The following is a 20674-nucleotide window of genomic DNA, read 5'->3' as shown; positions in this document are numbered from 1 at the left end:
ATGATGGACGAAAAGCAGATGGTCGCGCGGGCGAAAAACACCCGCGCGACCACGCTCTATTACAGATCGATCAGGCTCTTTCCCGTCATTTCCGGGGGCAACGGCACGTTCATCAGTTGCAGCAGCGTCGGCGCGACATCGGCGAGAATGCCATCATGCACCTTTGCGCCTTCCGGGCCGCCAAACAGGATCACCGGCACCGGATTGGTGGTGTGAGCCGTATGCGGGCCACCTGTGACGGGGTCGACCATGGTTTCGCAATTGCCGTGGTCGGCAATGACGAGCATCGCGCCGCCCACCTTTTCGAGAGCAGCAACGACGGCACCAAGCCCGCGATCCACGGCTTCGCACGCCTTGATGGCCGCCTGCAGATCACCGGTATGGCCGACCATGTCAGGATTGGCGTAGTTGGTGACGATCAGGTCGTAACCCTTGCCGATCACCTCGACGAATTTCTCCGTGACCTCGGCAGCGCTCATTTCCGGCTGAAGATCGTATGTCGCGACCTTCGGGGATTTCGGCATGAAGCGGTCCTCGCCCACTTCCGGCTCTTCTTTGCCGCCATTCAGGAAGAAGGTGACATGCGGGTATTTTTCCGTTTCAGCCAGGCGAAACTGCGTCAGACCCTGCTTTGCCACCCAGGCGCCGAGCGTGTTGACGATATCGCGCTTCGGGTAAGCCGTCGTCATGAAATCACTGTGCCGCGTCGAATATTCCACCATGCCCAGCAGCGCCGAAAGCACGGGCTTTTCGCGCGCAAAACCGTCGAAATCATCCGCGCCGATGGCAAGCAGGATTTCACGGGCACGGTCGGCGCGGAAATTCAGGCAGAACAGGCCGTCGCCAGCCTTGAAGCCTTCGTAGCCATCGATCACCGTCGGCAGGATGAATTCATCCGTGACTTTGTTCGCGTAGCTCTGGGCCACGGCACTCACCGCATCCCGCGCGTGTTCGCCCTTACCGAGAACCATGGCGTCATAGGCGTTCTCGACGCGCTCCCAGCGATTGTCGCGATCCATCGCATAATAACGGCCGATCACTGTGCCGATACTCGCGCCCTGCGGCAGGCTTGCCACAAGCGCCGCCACGAAATCTTCCGCCGATTGCGGCGCGACATCGCGGCCATCGGTGATGGCATGCACCACGACCTTCAGCCCATGGCTGACCATCAGCTTCACCGCCGCCTGGCCGTGCAGGATATGGCCATGCACACCGCCATCGGAAACGACGCACATCAGATGCGCCACACCGCCTGCGGCCTTCACCGTGGCGGCGAAATCAAGCATCGCCGCATTGCGGAAAAAGCTGCCATCCTCGATCGCCAGATCGATCTGGCCGAGATCCATCGCAACGATGCGGCCGGCGCCGATATTGGTGTGACCGACTTCGGAATTGCCCATCTGCCCGGTGGGCAGGCCGACATTCGGGCCGAAGGTGGTCAGCGTTGCATTCGGGCAGGTGGCGAAAAGCCGGTCCATGGTCGGCGTATTCGCCAGAACCGGCGCATTGCTGGATGTGTCCTCGTTCAGCCCCCAGCCATCGAGAATAGTCAGGACAACGGGTTTGGGAGTGCGCATGGGAGGACCTTCTTTTTCATTCGGTTGCCGGCGGACAGCGGACCGCTGGGCACCGGAGCGCCCGCGTCCGCCACTATGATCATGGTGAGAAAACATGCTTCTCGTTCTTCTCTTCTATACCCGAAGATGACGAACGCAAGCCTATACCAGCAGCGAAACAGTTCCATGAAGGTCGAAAACACTGGGTAAAAATGCAGTCAAACCACGCGTCCTCCCTCATTCCTGTGCTCGTCACAGGAATCCAGCCGAAGCGCGTCTGCGCGGCGAGAGGACTCTTTTCAGCCCAAGGACTTGGGCTGGCTGGATCCCTGTGACAGGCACAGGGATGAGGGCGTAAAACGCACCGATCAAAAACGGCCCCTCACTCGATGAAAATCAGTGCCGGCTTTTCCAACAGCGCTTTGACGGCCTGAATGAAGACCGCGGCATCCCAGCCATCGACCACACGATGGTCGAAACTCGAAGACAGGTTCATCATCTTGCGCGGCACAAACCGGTTCCCGTCCCAGACCGGCCGCGTCATGATCTTGTTGACGCCGATGATCGCCACCTCCGGATGATTGATGATGGGCGTCGAAACCACACCGCCCAAGGCTCCAAGCGAACTGATGGTAATGGTGGAACCCATCAGCTCTTCCCGATGCGCCGTGCCGGTGCGGGCGGCTTCCGCGACGCGCGCGACTTCTTCCGCACAGTCCCAGAGGCCGAGCGTTTCCGCGTGGCGAACGACCGGAACAGTCAGGCCCGCGGGCGTCTGCGTAGCAATGCCGATATGGACCGCTTCGTAATGACTGACGACGCCTTTTTCGTCATCGAAAGTCGCGTTCATGCCGGGATGATCGGCTACGGCTTTCACCAGCGCACGCATCAGAAACGGCAGGATCGTCAGTTTCGGCTGCCCGGAACGACGGTTACCGTTCATCGTCGCGCGCAAATCCTCCAACTCCGTCACGTCGATTTCCTCGACATAGGTGATGTGGGGAATGCGCGAGACGGAGAGCACCATCTTCTCGGCAATCTTGCGCCGCAGCCCTGTTACCTTCACTTCCTCGACCGCGCTATCGTGCGGCGTCATCGGCTCGGGACGTTCCGGCCGTGCCCGTACCGTTAAAAACCCATCGAGATCGGCATGGGTGATGTGCCCGTCCGGCCCCGTTCCCTTGACATGCGTGAGATCGATATCGAGATCGTCGGCACGCTGGCGGACGGCGGGGGATGCCAGCGGTTTATGATGCGGCTCAGCTATGGGCGCAGACGGCGCCTCCTCGGCCTGCCGCGCCGCCGGCTGGGTTTCAACTGGTGGCGGCGCTTCCGTCATGTCGGCAGGCGCTTCCTCTTCCGTCATTCGGGTTGGCGCCTCCGCCTCCGGCGCGCTGCCATTGGGTGCAGCCGCAGCGACATCGGTTTCGATACGGACGAGCGGTGCTTTCACCGGCACCGTGTTTCCGACCGTCACGGCGAGCCAGGTGATGATCCCCGCCACCGGCGAGGGGATTTCCACCGTCGCCTTGTCCGTCATGACAGCGGCCAGCACCATGTCCTCATGGACGATATCGCCCGGTTTGACGTTCCATTCCACCAGCTCGGCTTCCGCCACGCCTTCACCGACATCGGGCATCGTGATAACAAATTCCGCCATAATCAGGCCTCCATGACGTCTACGAGGGCACGCCCGACGCGGGCGGGTCCCGGAAAATAGTCCCATTCCTGCGCATGGGGATAAGGCGTATCCCAGCCGGCGACCCGGACGACGGGAGCTTCGAGATGATAAAAGCAATGTTCCTGCACCAGCGACACGACTTCAGCGCCGAAGCCTGAAGTCAGCGTCGCCTCATGCACCATCACACAGCGGCCGGTTTTGGAGACAGACTTCACGATGGTGTCGAGATCGAGCGGCAGCAGGCTGCGCAGATCGATGATTTCGGCATCCACGCCCGTCTCCTCCGCCGCCGCCAGCGCCACATGCACCATGGTGCCATAGGCGATAACGGTCACATCGTTTCCGGGACGGCGGATTTCGGCCTTGCCGATGGGAATGGTGTAATGCCCCTCCGGCACCTCGCCCATTTCGTGTTTCGACCAAGGGGTCACCGGCCGGTCGTGATGACCGTCGAAAGGCCCGTTATAAAGCCGCTTCGGCTCCAGAAACATCACGGGGTCAGGGTCTTCGATGGAGGCGATCAGCAGCCCCTTGGCATCATAGGGATTGGAGGGAACGACCACTTTCAGCCCGCAGACATGGGTGAAAAGCGCCTCCGGGCTCTGGCTATGCGTCTGCCCGCCAAAAATGCCGCCGCCTGTCGGCATGCGCAGGACTATGGGGCAGGTGAAATCGCCATTGGAGCGATACCGAATACGGGCCGCCTCCTGGGTGATCTGGTCATAGGCGGGGTACATATAATCGGCGAACTGGATTTCGACACAGGGCCGCAAGCCATAAGCGGCCATACCGATCGCCGTCCCGACGATGCCGGATTCGCTGATCGGCGCATCGAAACAGCGGGTCTTGCCGTATTTCCCCTGCAGCCCCTGCGTGGCGCGGAAAACGCCGCCGAAGTAACCTACGTCTTCGCCAAACACCACGACATCGTCGCTTCGCTCCATGGATACATCCATGGCGCTGCGGACGGCTTCGATCATCGTCATTCTTGCCATGTCTTACCATCCTGCCTTTTGGCGTTGGCGGGCGAGATGCGGCGGCATCTCGGCGTAAACGCCTTCGAAAATATCCTTTTTCGGCGGTTTTTTGCCTTCGTGCAGCGTGCCGTGGCTTTCCGCGTCGCGTTGCGCTTCAAGCACTTCGTCGGCGATTTCGGCCTCTGCCTGCCGGTGCCGTTCCTCCGACCAGACGCCTCGGAGGATCAGATGCTTCTTGAGCCGCAGAACCGGGTCGCCCAGCGGCCATGCTTCGGATTCGGTCTTGGGCCGATAGGCACTTGGATCATCCGAGGTGGAATGAGCGCCGACACGATAGGTGACATATTCGATCAGTGTCGGGCCGAGATTGCGGCGTGCCCGCTCCACCGCCCAGCACGCCACGGCATAAACAGCGAGATAATCATTGCCATCGACGCGAAGTGCAGGAATGCCGAAGCCCAGTCCGCGCGCCGCAAAGGTGCCGGAACCGCCGCGTGCAATGCCCTGAAAGGTGGAAATGGCCCATTGATTATTGACGATATTGAGGATGACCGGGGCCTTGTAGGTGGAGGCGAAGACCAGCGCCGAATGGAAATCCGACTCCGCCGTCGAACCGTCACCGATCCAGGCGGCCGCGATCTTCGTATCGCCCTTGATGGCAGACGCCATCGCCCAGCCGACCGCCTGGACATATTGCGTGGCGAGGTTGCCGGAGACGGTGAAGAAGCCGTGCTCCTTCGAGGAATAGAGAACCGGCAATTGCCGCCCGTGCAGCGGATCGAGTTCGTTGGAATAGATCTGGTTCATCATGGTGACGAGTGGATAATCGTCGGCGATCAGCAGCCCCGCCTGCCGGTAGGTCGGGAAATTCATGTCGCCTTTGGAAAGCGCCTTGCGGAAGGCGCAACTGACGGCCTCCTCCCCCAGATGCTGCATGTAAAAGGAAGTCTTGCCCTGCCGCTGCGCCATCAGCATGCGGGCATCGAAAGCCCGAAGCCGCATCATGTTTTTGAGGCCTACCAGCAAATCCTCGTCCGAGAGCAGCCCTGCCCATGGCCCGACAGCCTCGCCCTGATGATTGAGAACGCGGATGATCGAATAGGCCAGATCCCGCATGCTTTCAGGTGCGGCATCCACTTCCGGGCGCGGCACGGTGCCGGCCTTGGGTATCTTCACATTGGAGAAATCCGGCTCCCCGCCGGGCCGCACCGCAGGCTCTGGAACATGCAGGCTGAGATGTGGCGTTTCTGATATATCCATTCTACTCCTCCCGTCGTGGTCTCCTCCAGACCACGAAACAATCCTCACAGGTTCCGAGCGATCACCATGCGCTGGACATCGCTGGTCCCCTCGTAAATCTGGCAGATGCGCACATCGCGATAGATCCGCTCCACCGGATAATCCGCCATGTAGCCGTAACCGCCGTGAATCTGGATGGCGTCCGAGCAGACGCGCTCGGCCATTTCGGATGCGAAGAGTTTCGCCATCGACGCCTCCGAGAGACAGGGCTCACCCGCCTCCTTCAGCGCCGCCGCATGCAGCACCAGCTGCCGCGCCGCCGTAATCCGCGTCGCCATATCAGCCAGACGAAACGCCACGGCCTGATGTTCGATGATCGCCTGCCCGAAAGCCTTGCGCTCGCGGGCATAGTCCCGCGCCGCCTCGAAAGCGGCCTGCGCCATGCCGACGGCCTGCGCGGCGATGCCGATGCGGCCGCCTTCCAGATTGGCGAGCGCGATACGGTAACCCTGCCCTTCCTCGCCCAGACGCAAGTCGGCCGGAACCGCCATGTCGGTAAAGGCTATCTGGCAGGTATCGGACGAATGCAGCCCGAGTTTTTCTTCTACGCGTATGACCTCGTAACCCGGCGTATCCGTCGGCACGATGAAGGCGCTGATACCCTTCTTGCCGGCCGCCGCATCTGTAACGGCAAAGACGATGACGACATCGCCATTCTTGCCGGACGTGATGAACTGCTTCGCGCCGTCGAGAATATAGCGATCGCCATCGCGCCGCGCCCGGGTCTTGAGATTGGAGGCATCCGAACCGGCCTGCGGTTCGGTCAGCGCAAAACCGCCGATCCACTCGCCGGAAGCCAGCTTCGGCAGGAAACGCTGTTTCTGGTCTTCTGTGCCGAATTTCAGGATCGGCACGCAGCCGACAGAATTATGCACGCTCATGATGGTGGAACAGGCCCCATCACCGGCAGCGATTTCCTCCAGCGCCAGAGCATAGGCCACGGCACCAGTTTCCGATCCGCCATAGTCCTCTGAAACCAGCATGCCGAGGAAACCGAGCTCGCCCATTTCCTTCAATTCGTCTTTCGGGAACCGGCTTTCCCGGTCACGCACGGCAGCGCCGGGGGAAAGCCGCTCGTGGGCGAAATCGCGGGCCATGTCCCTGATCTGCTGCTGGGCTTCGTTCAGGATCATCGCCGCCTCCCTCAATGCCGCTCAATGCCGAGCGCGGTTGCTTCACCGCCGCCGATACAGACGGCGGCCACGCCCCGTTTCAGCCCGTGGCGCTGCAGGGCCGCCAGCAAGGTGACGACAATCCTCGCGCCGGAAGCGCCGATCGGGTGGCCAAGCGCGCAGGCGCCGCCATGCACATTCACCTTCTCATGCGACAGATCGAGATCGCGCATCGCTGCCATGGCCACGACCGCAAAGGCCTCGTTGATTTCGAACAGATCGACGTCCTTCGCGGCCCAGCCGGTTTTATCGAACAGCTTTTTCATCGCGCCGATGGGAGCCGTTGGATATCCGGCGGGTGCATCGGCATGCGAGGCCTGACCGATGATGGTTGCCAGCGGTGAAAGACCCCGCCTTTCCGCTTCCGATCTGCGCATGAGAACAAGAGCGGCCGCACCGTCTGAAATGGAACTGGAATTCGCCGCCGTCACCGTTCCGCCATCGCGAAAGGCTGGCTTCAGCTGCGGGATTTTTTCCGGCTTTGCCTTGCCCGGCTGCTCGTCCACGGCAACATCACCAACAGGCGCGATTTCCGCTTGGAATGCGCCTTCCGCTATGGCGCGTCGCGCCCGTTCAAGCGAGGTCAGCGCATAGTCATCCTGCATTGCGCGGGTAAACTGGTAGGCTTCAGCGCAATCTTCCGCGAAAGTGCCCATCAACCGGCCCTTGTCATAGGCATCTTCGAGACCATCGAGAAACATATGGTCGATGACCTTGCCATGGCCGAGACGATAGCCGTTCCGGGCGCGGTCCAGCAGATAGGGCGCATTGCTCATGCTTTCCATACCACCCGCCAGCACTATGGAAGAGCCTCCCGCCGCGATCTGGTCATGCCCCAGCATGATCGCCTTCATGCCCGAGCCGCACATCTTGTTGATGGTCGTTGCGCCCACGGAATTGGGGATACCGGCGGCAATGGCTGCCTGTCTGGCCGGAGCCTGCCCCTGCCCAGCCGTGAGCACACAGCCCATCAGCACATCATCAATGTCAGAAACTGGAATAGCCGCCCGTTCGACGACCGCACGGATCGCCGCGGCCCCAAGATCGGGCGCAGCCACCGATTTGAATTCGCCCTGGAACCCACCCATAGCAGTACGGGCGGCCCCGACGATCACGACAGGGTCATGCACAGCCAAATTCACCTCCCTTGGCCATCCTCTCGCTTTGAGAGAACGACCATCATCACGATCTCCTCCAGACCGCGACTGACATGAACGCTATCACCAACTCGAATTCATTTCAAAGCTATTTTGATTGACAGTTTTTTGATTGGCGATATCTTTGATCCAACAATTAGTCATATCATAGAGCAAATGATCCATGATTGAGCTCGACAGTTTCGACCGCAAGATTCTGCATGTGCTCGGTGATGACGGGCGAGTAAGCTGGCGCGATCTCGCCGCCCGCATCGGCCTCTCCTTTACGCCGACGCTGCGCCGCGTGCGCAAACTGGAAGATGAAGGCATCATTCGCGGTTATACCGCGGTGTTCGATGAGAACCGGCTGCTCGGCAATATGGGCGTCTTCATTTCCGTCACGCTGGAACGACAGATCAAGGAAGCATTGACGACCTTCGAACATCATGTCGCTTCCATTCCCGAAGTGGTGGGCGGTTACCAGACCAGCGGCAGTTCCGATTACCTGATCCACGCCATGGTTCGGGATTTGCCGCATTATCAGGAGCTTCTGGATTTCCTGACGACGGTGCCCGGCGTGTCGCGCATCCAGTCCAATTTTGCCATCAAGACATTCGTGCGCCGTTCCGCCGCCTTCACCGGAGGTGACGCGCCGTAAAATGAGGGTTGCCGGCGCGGAGGAGGTGCCGGCGACTAACAAGAGGGACGGCGGCAAAGCCGTCCGGAGGAGGAGACGCGATGAGTTTGAACCTCGCCGCCATTTTCGATGCCGATCTCGGCCCGGAAATCGCAGCATTGCGCGACAGCGCCAGTGCATTCGCCGACGATAAAATTGCGCCGCTCGCCGCCGAGATTGATCGCGACGACCGCTTCCCGCGTCAGCTCTGGCCGCAAATGGGTGAGCTTGGCCTGCATGGCATCACCGTGTCGGAGGAATTCGGCGGTGCCGATATGGGTTATCTCGCCCATTGCGTGGCGATGGAGGAGATAAGCCGGGCTTCCGCTTCCATCGGTCTTTCCTATGGCGCTCATTCCAACCTCTGCATCAACCAGATTCACCGCTGGGGAACCGATGAGCAGAAGCACAGATATCTGCCGAAACTCGTCTCCGGTGAACATGTCGGTTCGCTCGCCATGAGCGAGACGGAAGCCGGTTCCGACGTCGTATCGATGCGGCTGAAGGCGGAACGCAAGGGTGACCGTTACGTGCTGAACGGCGCGAAGATGTGGATCACCAATGGCCACGAGGCCGATACGCTGGTGGTTTATGCCAAGACGGATATGTCCGCCGGTGCGCGCGGCATCACCGCCTTCCTGATCGAAAAGGGCTTCAAGGGTTTCCGCCCGGCCCAGAAACTCGACAAGCTCGGAATGCGCGGCTCGCCCACTTCGGAACTCGTGTTCGAGGATTGCGAAGTACCGGAGGAAAACATCCTCGGGCGTTTGAATAACGGCGTGACGGTGTTAATGAGCGGGCTGGATTACGAACGCGCCGTGCTGGCCGCCGGCCCTGTTGGTATCATGCAGGCGGCCATCGATCTGGTGCTGCCCTATGCCCGCGAGCGCAAGCAATTCGGCAAGCCGATCGGCGAGTTCCAGCTGGTGCAGGGAAAGCTTGCCGATATCTATTCGGCCATGAATGCATCCCGCGCCTATGTCTATGCCGTGGCCCGCGCCTGCGACAATGGCCGTATCACAAGGCAGGACGCGGCGGGCGCGATTTTGTTCGCCGCAGAGCGGGCGACACAGGTGGCGCTGGATGCGATCCAGCTTCTCGGCGGCTCCGGTTATGTCAATGAAAGCCCGGCCGGACGGCTGCTGCGCGACGCCAAGCTTTATGAGATCGGCGCAGGCACCAGCGAAATCCGCCGGATGCTGATCGGCCGCGAACTGGTCAAGGGCAACGGGTGAGGAATGCGATGAAGCTAACTTCCAGCCTGAACCGCGATCCCGCCTTCACCGCCAATGCTGCTTTCATGTCCGGTCTGGTGGAGGATTTGAGAGGGCATGTCGAAAAAATCTCGAAAGGCGGCGGCGACAAGGCTCGCGAGCGGCATCTTTCCCGCGGCAAATTGCTGGCGCGTGATCGCATCGAGGCGCTTCTCGATCCCGGCAGTCCGTTCCTCGAATTTTCGCAATTTGCGGCTTACGAGGTCTATGACGAACCCGTTCCCGCCGCTGGCATCGTTACCGGTATCGGCCGGGTCGCGGGCCGCGAATGCGTCATCGTCGCCAATGATGCGACGGTGAAGGGCGGCACCTATTATCCGCTGACGGTGAAGAAACATCTGCGCGCGCAGGAGATCGCCACCGAGAACCGCCTCCCCTGCATTTACCTCGTCGATTCCGGCGGTGCTAACCTGCCAAATCAGGACGAGGTTTTTCCCGACCGCGATCATTTCGGCCGCATCTTCTATAATCAGGCCAATATGTCGGCGGAAGGCATCGCCCAGATCGCCGTGGTGATGGGCAGTTGCACGGCGGGCGGGGCCTATGTCCCTGCCATGAGCGACCAGTCCGTCATCGTCAAAAATCAGGGCACGATTTTTCTCGGTGGCCCGCCGCTGGTGAAGGCAGCGACCGGCGAGGTGGTGAGCGCGGAGGACCTCGGCGGCGCGGATGTGCATTCCCGGCAATCCGGCGTCACCGATCATTATGCCAATGACGACCGCCATGCGTTGGCGCTAACCCGGCGGATCGTCTCCACCCTCAATCGCCGTAAGCAGGTGGAACTGGATATCCGCGAGCCGGCGGAGCCGCTTTATCCGGCCGACGAGCTTTATGGCATTGTTCCTGCCGATACGCGCAAACCCTTCGAGGTGCGCGAGATCATCGCCCGCCTGGTGGATGGCTCGGAATTCGATGAGTTCAAGGCACTTTACGGCACAACTCTGGTCTGTGGTTTCGCCCATATCCATGGCTATCCGGTCGGCATCATCGCCAATAACGGCATACTGTTTTCGGAATCGGCGCTGAAGGGCGCACATTTCATCGAGCTTTGCTGCCAGCGCGGTATTCCCCTGGTCTTCCTGCAGAACATCACCGGTTTCATGGTCGGCAAGGCTTATGAGGCGGGTGGCATCGCCAAGGATGGCGCCAAACTCGTCACCGCCGTTGCATCGGCCAAGGTGCCGAAATTCACCGTCATCATCGGCGGCTCCTTCGGCGCCGGTAATTACGGCATGTGCGGGCGGGCCTATTCACCGCGCTTTCTCTGGATGTGGCCGAATGCCCGCATTTCCGTGATGGGTGGCGAGCAGGCGGCTTCCGTGCTCGCGCAAATCCGCCGCGACGGTATCGAGGCCGATGGCCGCCACTGGTCGAAAGAAGGCGAAGAGGCGTTCAAGCAGCCGATCCGCGAAAAATACGAGCGGGAAGGCCATCCCTATTATGCCAGCGCGAGACTCTGGGACGATGGCATCATCGATCCGAAGGATACCCGCCTGGTGCTGGGCCTTGGTCTTTCCGCCGCGCTCAATGCGCCGATTGAACCCACCCGTTTTGGCATATTCAGGATGTGAGGCGACGATGTTCTCGAAAATACTGATCGCCAACCGTGGCGAAATCGCCTGCCGCATCATCCGCACCGCAGCCAGTATGGGCATCCGCACCGTCGCGGTCTATTCGGATGCCGACCGCGACGCCATGCATGTGGCGCTGGCCGATGAGGCCATCGCCATCGGCCCCGCACCTGCGCGCGCCTCCTATCTCGACGGCGAAAAGATCATCGCTGCCGCAAAGGCGAGCGGCGCAGAGGCCATCCATCCGGGCTATGGTTTTCTTTCAGAAAATGCCGATTTCGCCGAAGCCTGCGCTTCTGCGGGCCTCGTTTTCATCGGCCCTCCATCAGAAGCAATCCGCGCCATGGGCGGAAAAAGCGAAGCTAAGGCGCTGATGGCAACGGCGGGTGTTCCCATCGTTCCCGGTTATCACGGCGATGAACAGGCCGAGAAACGACTGACGAGCGAAGCGGACAAGATCGGTTATCCGGTGCTGCTGAAAGCCTCGGCCGGCGGCGGCGGCAAGGGCATGCGCGTTGTCCGGCAAAAGCGCGACTTCGCGGCGGAGCTTGCCGGCGCCAAACGCGAAGCACTGGCCGCCTTCGGCAATGACCGCATGCTGATCGAAAAATACCTCGAACGGCCGCGCCATGTGGAAGTGCAGGTCTTTGCCGATGACTACGGCAATTGTGTTTCGCTTTTTGAACGCGACTGCTCGATCCAGCGCCGGCACCAGAAGGTGATAGAGGAAGCCCCCGCCCCCGGCCTGCCCGATGACTTGCGGCAACGCATGTATGACGCGGCAACCGCCGCTGCCCGTGCCATCGATTATCGCGGCGCGGGAACGGTGGAATTTCTGCTCGACCCTTCCGGCGACTTCTATTTCATGGAAATGAACACGCGCCTTCAGGTCGAGCATCCGGTGACGGAATATATTACCGGTCTCGATCTGGTCGAATGGCAGCTGCGCGTTGCAAACGGCGAAGTCCTGCCCAAAGACTGGACCGAACTCCGCATCAACGGCCATGCCATCGAGGCACGCATTTATGCCGAAGACCCGGCGCATGATTTCCTCCCGTCGATTGGCACGATCAGCCACCTCGTCTTTCCCGATGAAGGTCCTCACTTCAGGATCGACAGCGGCATCCGCGCCGGTGATGCCATCACCGTGCATTACGATCCGATGATCGCCAAGCTGATCGTTTGGGATAATGACCGCCCCGTCGCGGTGCGGCGTCTAAAGGCGGCGCTTGAAAAGCTGGCGATTTGCGGTGTCACCAGCAACGCTACCTTTCTGACCCGGCTCGCGGGGCTCGATGCTTTCGCCGCCGCCGACCTGGACACCGGCTTCATCGCGCGCAACGAGGCAGACCTTTTTGCTCTGGAGGCCGTTGGCGACAATGAGATCGCACTGGCGGCACTCGGCCTCCTTCTCAGCCGTAAAAACGCAATCACCAACCCGCAAGCGCAGGCCGACCGCTATAGTCCCTGGAACGCCACCAACACCTTCCGGCTGAATGCGCCGGCCCGGGAGACGCTGCATTTCACCATTCAGAACCGGCCGATCGACCTTGGCGTTACCCATGAGGCGGACAGCTTTTCGCTGGAGACCGGCGGGCAGACGACCCGCGCCCGTGGCAACCTCTCAGACGATGGCCACCTCCGCGCCACCGTCAACGACAGGACATGGCAAGGCTATTTCTTTGCAGAGAGTGATAGCTACGCACTTTTTCTGCACGGCGAACACTATCGCATCAGCCAGCCAGACCCGGTCGATATCGCAGATTCTTCTGGCCATACGGGCGGTCTGGAAGCGCCCATGCCGGGCGTCATCCGCGCCGTGCTCAGCCAGAGCGGCGCGGCCGTCAAAACCGGCGATGCGCTTGTGGTGATGGAAGCGATGAAGATGGAGCATACGATCCGCGCGCCGGCAAAAGACATCGTCACCGCCATCAACTGCGCTGAAGGCGACATGGTGGCCGCCGGTGCGGTGCTGGTGGATTTCGAGCCGGAGGCTGTGTGAGATGGACTGGCCTCGCAACGTGAAGATCGTTGAGGTGGGTGCGCGTGACGGTCTGCAGAACGAAAGCGCCGAGGTCGCCACCGCCATCAAGATCGAACTGATCGAGCGGCTCGCCGCGGCCGGTTTGCCAGCGGTCGAGGCAGGCGCTTTCGTATCTCCCAGGAAAGTGCCGCAAATGGCGGGTTCGAAGGAGGTGTTTCAGGGCATCGAACGGCGGCCCGGAACAGCCTATCCGGCGCTTGTTCCCAATATGAAAGGTTTCGAGGCGGCCATCGAGGCAGGTGTTGCGGAAATCGCCGTTTTCGTCTCTGCCTCGGAAGGTTTCAGCCAGCACAATATCGGCTGCTCGCGCGCTGAAAGCCTCGAGCGCCTGCACGATGTCACGGAGGCTGCCGCTGACAAAAATATCCGCAGGCGCGGTTACGTCTCCTGCATTGCCGGCTGTCCCTATGATGGGGCAGTTGCGCCCGATGAAGTGGCGGCGATGGCCGAGGCGCTTGTGGCCCTCGGCTGCTATGAAATCTCGCTCGGCGATACGATCGGCGTCGGCACGGCCGGCCAGATTCGCGATGTCATCGAACGTGTAGCGACCGGGATTCCACGCGACCAAATCGCCATGCATTTCCATGATACCTATGGGCAGGGTGTCGCCAATGTGCTCGCCTCACTTCAGGAAGGCATCGTCGTTTTCGATAGTTCCGTTGCCGGGCTGGGTGGCTGCCCCTTTGCGCCGGGGGCGAGCGGCAATGTCGCAACGGAAGACGTCGTTTATCTACTGCAAGGACTTGGCATCGAAACCGGTATCGACCTGATGGCGGTGGCGAAGACCGGTGAGTGGATCAGCCGGCATCTCGGCAGGCCGAATGCGGCGCGCACCGGAAAAGCGCTGCTTGCCGCAAAACAGAAAGGAGACCTGCATGGCGGATGAACTGCTGCACGATACGCGCCAAGATGTTCTGTGGCTGACGCTCAACCGGCCCGAGGTTCACAACGCCCTCAATGCCGCGATGACGGAGGCACTCACGGATGCGATCCGCGCTGCGTCCGGCGATGGCAGCCTTCGCGCCGTGGTGATAACGGCAGCCGGAGACCGCAGCTTCTGTTCGGGAGCCGATCTGAAGGAAAGTGCCGGCGGCATGTTCCTGTCGCGCAACGGCACGAACCTCATTGCCGACGTGATGCGCGCGATAGAGAGCTGCGACAAGCCCGTCATTGCCCGCATCAATGGCCGGGTTCTGGCCGGCGGGCTCGGCCTTGTCGCCACCTGCGATCTTGCCTATGCGGCCGATCATGCCGAATTCGGCCTGCCGGAAGTACGGATCGGGCTTTTCCCGGCCATGGTGGCGGCAAAGCTGCTGGCAAAAATACCCCTGGGCGGGCTTCAGGAAATGGCTTATCTCGGCCAGCCGATCACCGCTGCGGAGGCAAAAGGTCTCGGCCTCGTCAATCGCACGGCGCCGCTGGCTGAACTCGATGGCCTTATCGAAGAGGTTCTCGCAAAGCTGCGACAGAACGCGCCGGGTGCCGTCGCCGCGGGAAAGGCGGCCTTGCTGGCGATGCGTGACATGCCATCGGACGAACGGCTTGCCTTCGCGGAAGGTGCCATCGCAGCCATCAGCGGCAGCAATGAGGCGCGCGAAGGGCGGCAGGCTTTTGCAGAAAAGCGCCCTCCCAAATGGATCAGAAGATCCTGAACCGCCGCGTTTCAGGGCAGTCGTCACCGCTTCAGCTGTTAATCGATATAATGCCCGCAGCCTCGTTGACCCCGTTCAGCAAATCGCGTTCTATCCAGCACCTTTCGCCGGATGGCGATCGGGCAGTCGGAGGAGACCCCATGCGCCTTGTAAAAACCGTCGCCGAATTGCGGGATGCGATCGCCGCCTTTCGCCGCACCGGCAAAACCATCGGCTTCGTGCCGACCATGGGTTTTCTGCATATCGGGCACCTCACACTCGTTGCCCAAGCCAAGGCAGAAAACGACGTGACGGTGGTTTCCATCTTCGTCAATCCCCTGCAATTCGGCGCGAATGAGGATCTGGCGCGTTACCCGCGCGATCTTGCCCGTGACAGCGCGCTTTTGGAAGAAACCGGCGTCGACATTCTCTTCGCTCCTGACGTTACGGAGATGTATCCGCGCCCGATGCAGACGGTGGTGGATGTGCCTGAACTGGGTAGCCAGCTGGAAGGCGCGGTGCGGCCGGGGCATTTCGCCGGCGTTACCACCGTCGTGACCAAGCTTTTTAACCTCGTCCAGCCGGATGCCGCCTATTTCGGCGAAAAGGATTATCAGCAGGTGACGCTGATCTGCCGCATGGTCGAGGACCTTGCTCAGCCAGTGAGAGTCGTTCCCGTCGCCACGGTGCGTGAGGCCGACGGGCTCGCCTGCTCCTCGCGTAATGTCTATCTAAGCCCCGAGCAACGCGCTGCCGCCGTGATCGTACCGCAGGCGCTGGACGAGGCGGAGAGGCTTTATGCTGAAGGCGTCGATGACCCGGCAGCCTTTGAAGCGGCGATAGAAAAGTTCATCGCAGCCGAGCCGCTGGCGTCGCCTGAGGTCGTTGCAGTGCGCGATCCCGATACGCTGGCGCCCGTTGCCTCCATGCAGGCCGGGCCTGTGCTGGTCGCGCTGTTCGTGCGCTTTGGCAGCACGCGGCTTCTCGACAACCGCGTCATCGGCCGCGAAAAACCCGGGAAACAGGAGGCCGCCCAATGAGCGCCCATGCAAAACAAAAGCGGCTGACGACAGCCTCCATCCGGCAAATGAAGGGCCAGGCACGCATCGTCTGCCTCACGGCCTATACGACGCCGATTGCCCGGCTGCTCGATCCACATTGCGACCTTTTGCTGGTGGGGGATTCCCTCGGCATGGTGCTTTACGGCATGGATACGACTGTTGGTGTGACGCTGGATATGATGATCGCCCATGGCCGCGCCGTCATGCGCGGCGTAGAGCATGCCTGCGTCATCGTCGATCTTCCTTTCGGCACCTATCAGGAATCGAAGGAACAGGCGTTCCGCAACGCCGTGCGGCTGATGCAGGAGACCGGCTGCGACGGCGTGAAGCTGGAAGGCGGCGAGGAAATGGCCGAGACCATCGCCTTTCTGGTGGCGCGTGGCATTCCCGTCTTCGGCCATGTCGGGCTGATGCCGCAACTCGTCCACACCGCCGGTGGCTTCCGCTCGCTCGGCCATTCGGATGCGGAAACGCAAAAGATCTGGCGCGATGGTATTGCGGTCGATCAGGCGGGCGCATTCGCCATCGTCGTGGAAGGCACCGTCGAACCACTTGCCCGCGAGTTGACGGAAAAGCTTGCCGCCCCGACCGTCGGCATCGGGGCATCGCCGGCCTGTGACGGGCAGGTGCTGGTTTCCGACGACATGCTTGGCCTGTTTTCCGATTTCCAACCGAAGTTCGTGAAACGGTATGCCGATCTCGGCACGGCGGCTTCGCAAGCGGCTGCGGCTTATGCAGATGAGGTGCGCTCCGGTGCATTTCCAGGGCCGGAGCATACGTTTCAGGTGCGTAAGCCGTCGCCTTCGGAGAAGTGAAGGACTAACATGGCGAACGGACGAGGGCCATAACCAGCACCTTTGCCTTCGTCATGCTCGGGCCTGTCCCGAGCATCTGCTACGTATCGATTTCGTGCAATCTGGGCAGATCCTCGGCACAAGGCTGAGAATGACGTCGTTGTTTGAGGCAAGGTCATTGACAACGCTTGGAACCAGCGCTTGTCCCTGTCAGATCGACCTTAAACAATGCCCCCGCTACCGCCAACCGAAGCCGGGCGTGCCGCCGCCACCCGCTTGCGATAGCCGCTCGCCCGGTAAGTCGCGACCGGATCGATCGCACCACCGGTCAGTTGCCGGGCCTGCGCAAGGATCGGCTCGACATCGGTACGATAAGCCCGCTTCAGCATATCGGACGCCATCAGAGCATCATTATCCTGCTGATAGCCATCGAGAGCCGCGCGATCCACCAGCAGCGCCTGCGCATAGGCGCGGCGGATTTCATTGGCGCTGGAGATCAGACTTTCGATCGGGTCCGTCACATTATGCGACTGGTCGATCATATGGGCGGGATGGAAACCCTTCACGCCGCGATATTCGGCGTCCACCAGCTCGTTGAAAACGAGAAACAGGCGGTAGGGCTCGATCGAGCCGGCATCCAGATCGTCATCGCCATATTTGCTGTCATTGAAATGGAAACCGCCGAGCTTGCCGAACTGGATAAGCCGGGCGACGATCATCTCGATATTGGTGTTGGGCGCATGGTGACCGAGGTCAACAAGGCAGAAGGCCTTTTCACCGAGCGTGTTGGCAATGAGGTAATTGGTGCCCCAGTCCTGCACGACGGTGGAATAGAAGGCCGGCTCGTACATCTTGTGTTCGGAAAAGATGCGCCAGTCATCCGGCAGCGCCTTGTAGATATCGGCCATGGCGGCGAGATAACGCTCGAAACTTCTGGTGAAATTGCTCTGCCCGGGGAAATTGGAACCGTCACCCACCCACACCGTCAGCGCCTTCGAGCCAATGGCGTTGCCGATTTCGATACATTCAATGTTGTGCTCGACAGCCTGTTGCCGCGTCGCGGCATCGGTGTGGCTGAGCGAGCCGTATTTGTAGGAGTGGCCCTGGCCCGGCGCATCCGAAAAGGTGTTGGAATTCATGGCGTCGAAACCGAGACCTAGCGCATCGGCGTGCGCCTTCAGCCGCTTCGGGTCTTGCTTGTCCCACGGAATATGCAGGGAGACGTTTGGTGTAGCTCGCGTCAGCTGGTTGATGACGGCGCAATCGTCCAGCTTGTCGAAAATGCCGCGTGGCTCACCCGCGCCCGGAAAGCGGGCAAAACGGGTGCCGCCCGTGCCGACGCCCCAGGACGGCACCGCGACGAAAAATTCCGCCACCTTGGCAGTAACGGCATCGATGTCGATGTTGCGGCGCGCCAGCTGGTTGCCCAGCGCCTGATAATCGTCTTTCTGTGCGCTGGCGCGCTTTTCGTTTTCAGCCGCGATCACATCGGCGGCGATTTTCGTCTCGGTCATGTCTTCCTCCCCGGTCATCACGGCGGTGCACCCGCCTGTCACCGTCCCCAATTATCGCGTAAAACTCTGCGCATTGCCGGCATCGACATTGATGATGTTGCCGGTCGACTTGGCCGAAGCATCGGATGCCAGGAAGTAGATCGCCTCGGCGATATCTTCCGGAAACACATTGAGCTTCAGCATCGAACGCTTGCGGTAATGTTCCTCCAGATCGGTCACCTCGATCTTGGACGACGCCGCACGCTGCTCACGCCATTCGCCATTCCAGATTTTCGAACCGCGCAACACGGCATCCGGATTGACGGTGTTCACGCGAATGCCGGCCTCTGCCCCTTCGAGCGCAAGGCAACGGGCGAGATGAATTTCCGCAGCCTTGGCCGTGCAATAGGCCGATGCATTGGGCGAAGAAGCAAGGCCATTCTTGGAAGCGACGAAGACGATGTTGCCGCCGAGATTCTGGCGCCGCAGCAGCCGGAATGCTTCTCGCGAGACGAGGAAATAGCCCGTCGCGAGAATGTCGATATTCTTGTTCCACATGGCAAGCGTCGTGTCTTCCACGGGTGCGGAGGAAGCAATGCCGGCATTGGAGACCAGAATATCCACACCGCCGAATTCGACGCTCGCTTCCGCAAAGGCGGAAATGACCGCATCTTCCTGCGTCACATCAAGCTTGACGGTGCGCACCGCATCGCCGCTGTAACGCTTGACGAAATCGCCCTTGGCAGCTTCCAGCGCCGCCTCGTCAATATCCGCCAGCACAACGCAGGCGCCCTCGCCTGCCAGCCGTTCCGCGGTTGCCCGGCCGATGCCGCCGGCACCGCCGGTGACGAAGGCGACGCGGCCGGCAAGGCTTTTCGGCTTCGGCATGCGCTGCAGCTTTGCCTCTTCCAGCAGCCAATATTCGATATCGAAGGCTTCCTGCTCGGGCAGGCCCTGATATTCGGACACGGTGGATGCACCACGCATAACGTTGATGGCGTTGACATAAAACTCGCCAGCGATGCGGGCCGTCGCCTTATCCTTGGCAAAGGACAACATGCCAACGCCTGGGATCAGGAAAATCACCGGGTTCGGATCACGCATCTTTGGCGAGTTATCGTGGCGGCATGCCTCGTAATAGCGGCTGTAGTCGGCGCGGTAAGCCTCAAGCGCTTTGTCCAGACCCGCCGTCAGCGCGTCCACATCGGGTTTCGCGGTATCGAGATCGAGAATCAGAGGCCGGATTTTGGTGCGCAGAAAATGGTCGGGGCAGGATGTGCCGAGGTTACCAAGCGGTTTCAGATCCTTCGAATTAACGAATTCCAGAACCGCGTCCTGATCGTCAAAATGACCGAGCTTGCGCTCCTCGCGGCCGATCCGGCCACGGATTTCCGGCATCAGCCGGGCAGCGATGGCACGGCGTTCGGCCACCGGCAGGCTTTTGGCCAAGGCACCGCCGAAGATTGTCTTGCCTTCGGTCTCAGCGGCAAACCATTCGATCGCCTTGTTGATGATGGCGAGCGTCAGTTCATAGCAAGCCTTGGCATCATTATCCCAAGTGAAGAGACCATGGCTTTCCAGCACCACGCCCTTTGCCGTGGGATTGGCCTTGACGAAAGCCTCCAGATCGAGACCGAGCTGGAAACCCGGACGACGCCAGGGCAGCCAGCCGATGTCATCGCCAAAGATTTGCTGTGTCAGTTCTTTGGAGTTTTTGGAGGCGGCAATCGCGATGATCGCATCCGGATGCATGTGGTCAACATGATCGAAAGGCACGAAACCATGCAGCGGTGTATCGATGGAGGCCGCGCGCGGGTTGAGGTTGAAGGTGCAGTGCGGCAAAAAGCCGACCATGCGGTCCTCATCTTCAACACCCTTGTAGATGCCCTTCAGCGCTTCCAGTTTTTCGAGATAAAGGGTGGCAAAACCATCGAGCTTGATGGTGCCGACATCGCCGCCGGAGCCCTTCACCCACATCACCCGGACCTTTCCGCCGGTTAGCGGATCGGTTTCGAGCACCTTTGCGGATGTGTTGCCGCCGCCGTAATTGGTGATGCGCTTGTCGGCACCGAGCAGATTGGAGCGATAAAGCAGCTTGCCGGGCTCATCGAGCGTCTGTGCGTAGGCGTCGTCCCAACGGCTTTCGAGAAGGCGGGATGTTCCCGTCATGTCTTCCTCCCAATATCTGTCTGCATTCGCGGAGCCGATATCGGCCCGCCTCCTTTGATGGCAGGTATCGCGCATCCAAAAGCAGAATGTCAATCAAAAACGATCATAAATTTTCATGTTGCAACGCGATATTGATTAAT

Annotated in this window: 16 protein-coding genes; 8 read left to right on the top strand and 8 right to left on the bottom strand. The window is 60.6% G+C overall.

Annotated elements, in window-relative coordinates; all coding sequences use genetic code 11:
- Positions 1-59 precede the first annotated feature (59 nt).
- The 6 genes from gpmI to GSF67_RS21065 form a co-directional block, all read right to left on the bottom strand.
- Positions 60-1577, bottom strand: a complete 1518-nt coding sequence (gpmI, locus tag GSF67_RS21090; protein WP_006315048.1) for a 2,3-bisphosphoglycerate-independent phosphoglycerate mutase — start codon at positions 1575-1577, stop codon at positions 60-62.
- 361 nt (positions 1578-1938) lie between these two features.
- Positions 1939-3216, bottom strand: a complete 1278-nt coding sequence (locus GSF67_RS21085) for a dihydrolipoamide acetyltransferase family protein (protein WP_006315046.1) — start codon at positions 3214-3216, stop codon at positions 1939-1941.
- A gap of 2 nt (positions 3217-3218) precedes the next feature.
- Positions 3219-4232 (bottom strand): alpha-ketoacid dehydrogenase subunit beta, encoded by a 1014-nt coding sequence (locus GSF67_RS21080; RefSeq protein WP_006315045.1) that lies wholly within the window; start codon positions 4230-4232, stop codon positions 3219-3221.
- 3 nt (positions 4233-4235) lie between these two features.
- Entirely contained in the window at positions 4236-5474 is a 1239-nt protein-coding gene (locus tag GSF67_RS21075) for a 3-methyl-2-oxobutanoate dehydrogenase (2-methylpropanoyl-transferring) subunit alpha (protein WP_006315044.1), read from the bottom strand.
- 44 nt (positions 5475-5518) lie between these two features.
- Positions 5519-6646, bottom strand: coding sequence for an acyl-CoA dehydrogenase family protein (locus GSF67_RS21070; protein ID WP_006315043.1), 1128 nt, complete (start codon positions 6644-6646; stop codon positions 5519-5521).
- Positions 6647-6657: 11 nt separating this feature from the next.
- A complete protein-coding gene (locus tag GSF67_RS21065; RefSeq protein WP_035216219.1) occupies positions 6658-7773 on the bottom strand; it encodes an acetyl-CoA C-acyltransferase in 1116 nt (371 codons plus the stop codon).
- Positions 7774-8005: 232 nt separating this feature from the next.
- Here GSF67_RS21065 and GSF67_RS21060 point away from each other — a divergent pair, with 232 nt between their 5' ends.
- The 8 genes from GSF67_RS21060 (at position 8006) to panB (ending at position 16893) form a co-directional block, all read left to right on the top strand.
- Complete coding sequence (locus tag GSF67_RS21060) at positions 8006-8479, top strand: Lrp/AsnC family transcriptional regulator (protein WP_006315041.1); 474 nt, start codon at positions 8006-8008, stop codon at positions 8477-8479.
- 80 nt (positions 8480-8559) lie between these two features.
- Positions 8560-9732: an isovaleryl-CoA dehydrogenase gene (locus tag GSF67_RS21055; protein WP_006315040.1), complete on the top strand. Its 1173-nt coding sequence runs from the start codon at positions 8560-8562 to the stop codon at positions 9730-9732.
- A gap of 8 nt (positions 9733-9740) precedes the next feature.
- Entirely contained in the window at positions 9741-11342 is a 1602-nt protein-coding gene (locus GSF67_RS21050; RefSeq protein WP_006315039.1) for a carboxyl transferase domain-containing protein, read from the top strand.
- A gap of 7 nt (positions 11343-11349) precedes the next feature.
- The gene (locus tag GSF67_RS21045) at positions 11350-13344 is read left to right on the top strand and encodes an acetyl/propionyl/methylcrotonyl-CoA carboxylase subunit alpha (protein ID WP_176072080.1); all 1995 of its coding nucleotides are present in this window, start codon (positions 11350-11352) and stop codon (positions 13342-13344) included.
- Between the two features lies 1 nt (position 13345).
- On the top strand, positions 13346-14272 hold the full coding sequence (locus GSF67_RS21040; protein WP_006315037.1) for a hydroxymethylglutaryl-CoA lyase: 927 nt from the start codon (positions 13346-13348) through the stop codon (positions 14270-14272).
- On the top strand, positions 14262-15038 hold the full coding sequence (locus tag GSF67_RS21035) for an enoyl-CoA hydratase-related protein (RefSeq protein ID WP_006315036.1): 777 nt from the start codon (positions 14262-14264) through the stop codon (positions 15036-15038). Before GSF67_RS21040 ends, GSF67_RS21035 begins: the two co-directional genes overlap by 11 nt.
- 140 nt (positions 15039-15178) lie before the next feature.
- Positions 15179-16057, top strand: a complete 879-nt coding sequence (gene panC, locus GSF67_RS21030) for a pantoate--beta-alanine ligase (protein WP_006315035.1) — start codon at positions 15179-15181, stop codon at positions 16055-16057.
- Positions 16054-16893, top strand: a complete 840-nt coding sequence (gene panB / locus GSF67_RS21025) for a 3-methyl-2-oxobutanoate hydroxymethyltransferase (RefSeq protein WP_006315032.1) — start codon at positions 16054-16056, stop codon at positions 16891-16893. The genes panC and panB overlap by 4 nt, the downstream gene beginning before the upstream one ends.
- A gap of 200 nt (positions 16894-17093) precedes the next feature.
- On the opposite strand, the gene rhaI is transcribed toward panB, so the two are convergent.
- Together rhaI and GSF67_RS21015 are read right to left on the bottom strand one after the other, a co-directional pair.
- Entirely contained in the window at positions 17094-18386 is a 1293-nt protein-coding gene (rhaI, locus tag GSF67_RS21020) for an L-rhamnose catabolism isomerase (protein WP_006315031.1), read from the bottom strand.
- A 51-nt stretch (positions 18387-18437) separates the two neighbouring features.
- On the bottom strand, positions 18438-20534 hold the full coding sequence (locus GSF67_RS21015; protein WP_006315030.1) for a bifunctional rhamnulose-1-phosphate aldolase/short-chain dehydrogenase: 2097 nt from the start codon (positions 20532-20534) through the stop codon (positions 18438-18440).
- Positions 20535-20674: the final 140 nt, after the last annotated feature.

The sequence above is a fragment of the Agrobacterium sp. CGMCC 11546 genome (genome assembly GCF_013365515.1).
Taxonomy (GTDB): Bacteria; Pseudomonadota; Alphaproteobacteria; order Rhizobiales; family Rhizobiaceae; genus Agrobacterium; species Agrobacterium fabrum.
Note: the sequence above shows the minus strand (reverse complement) of the source record. Positions and strands in the feature narration are given on the sequence as shown.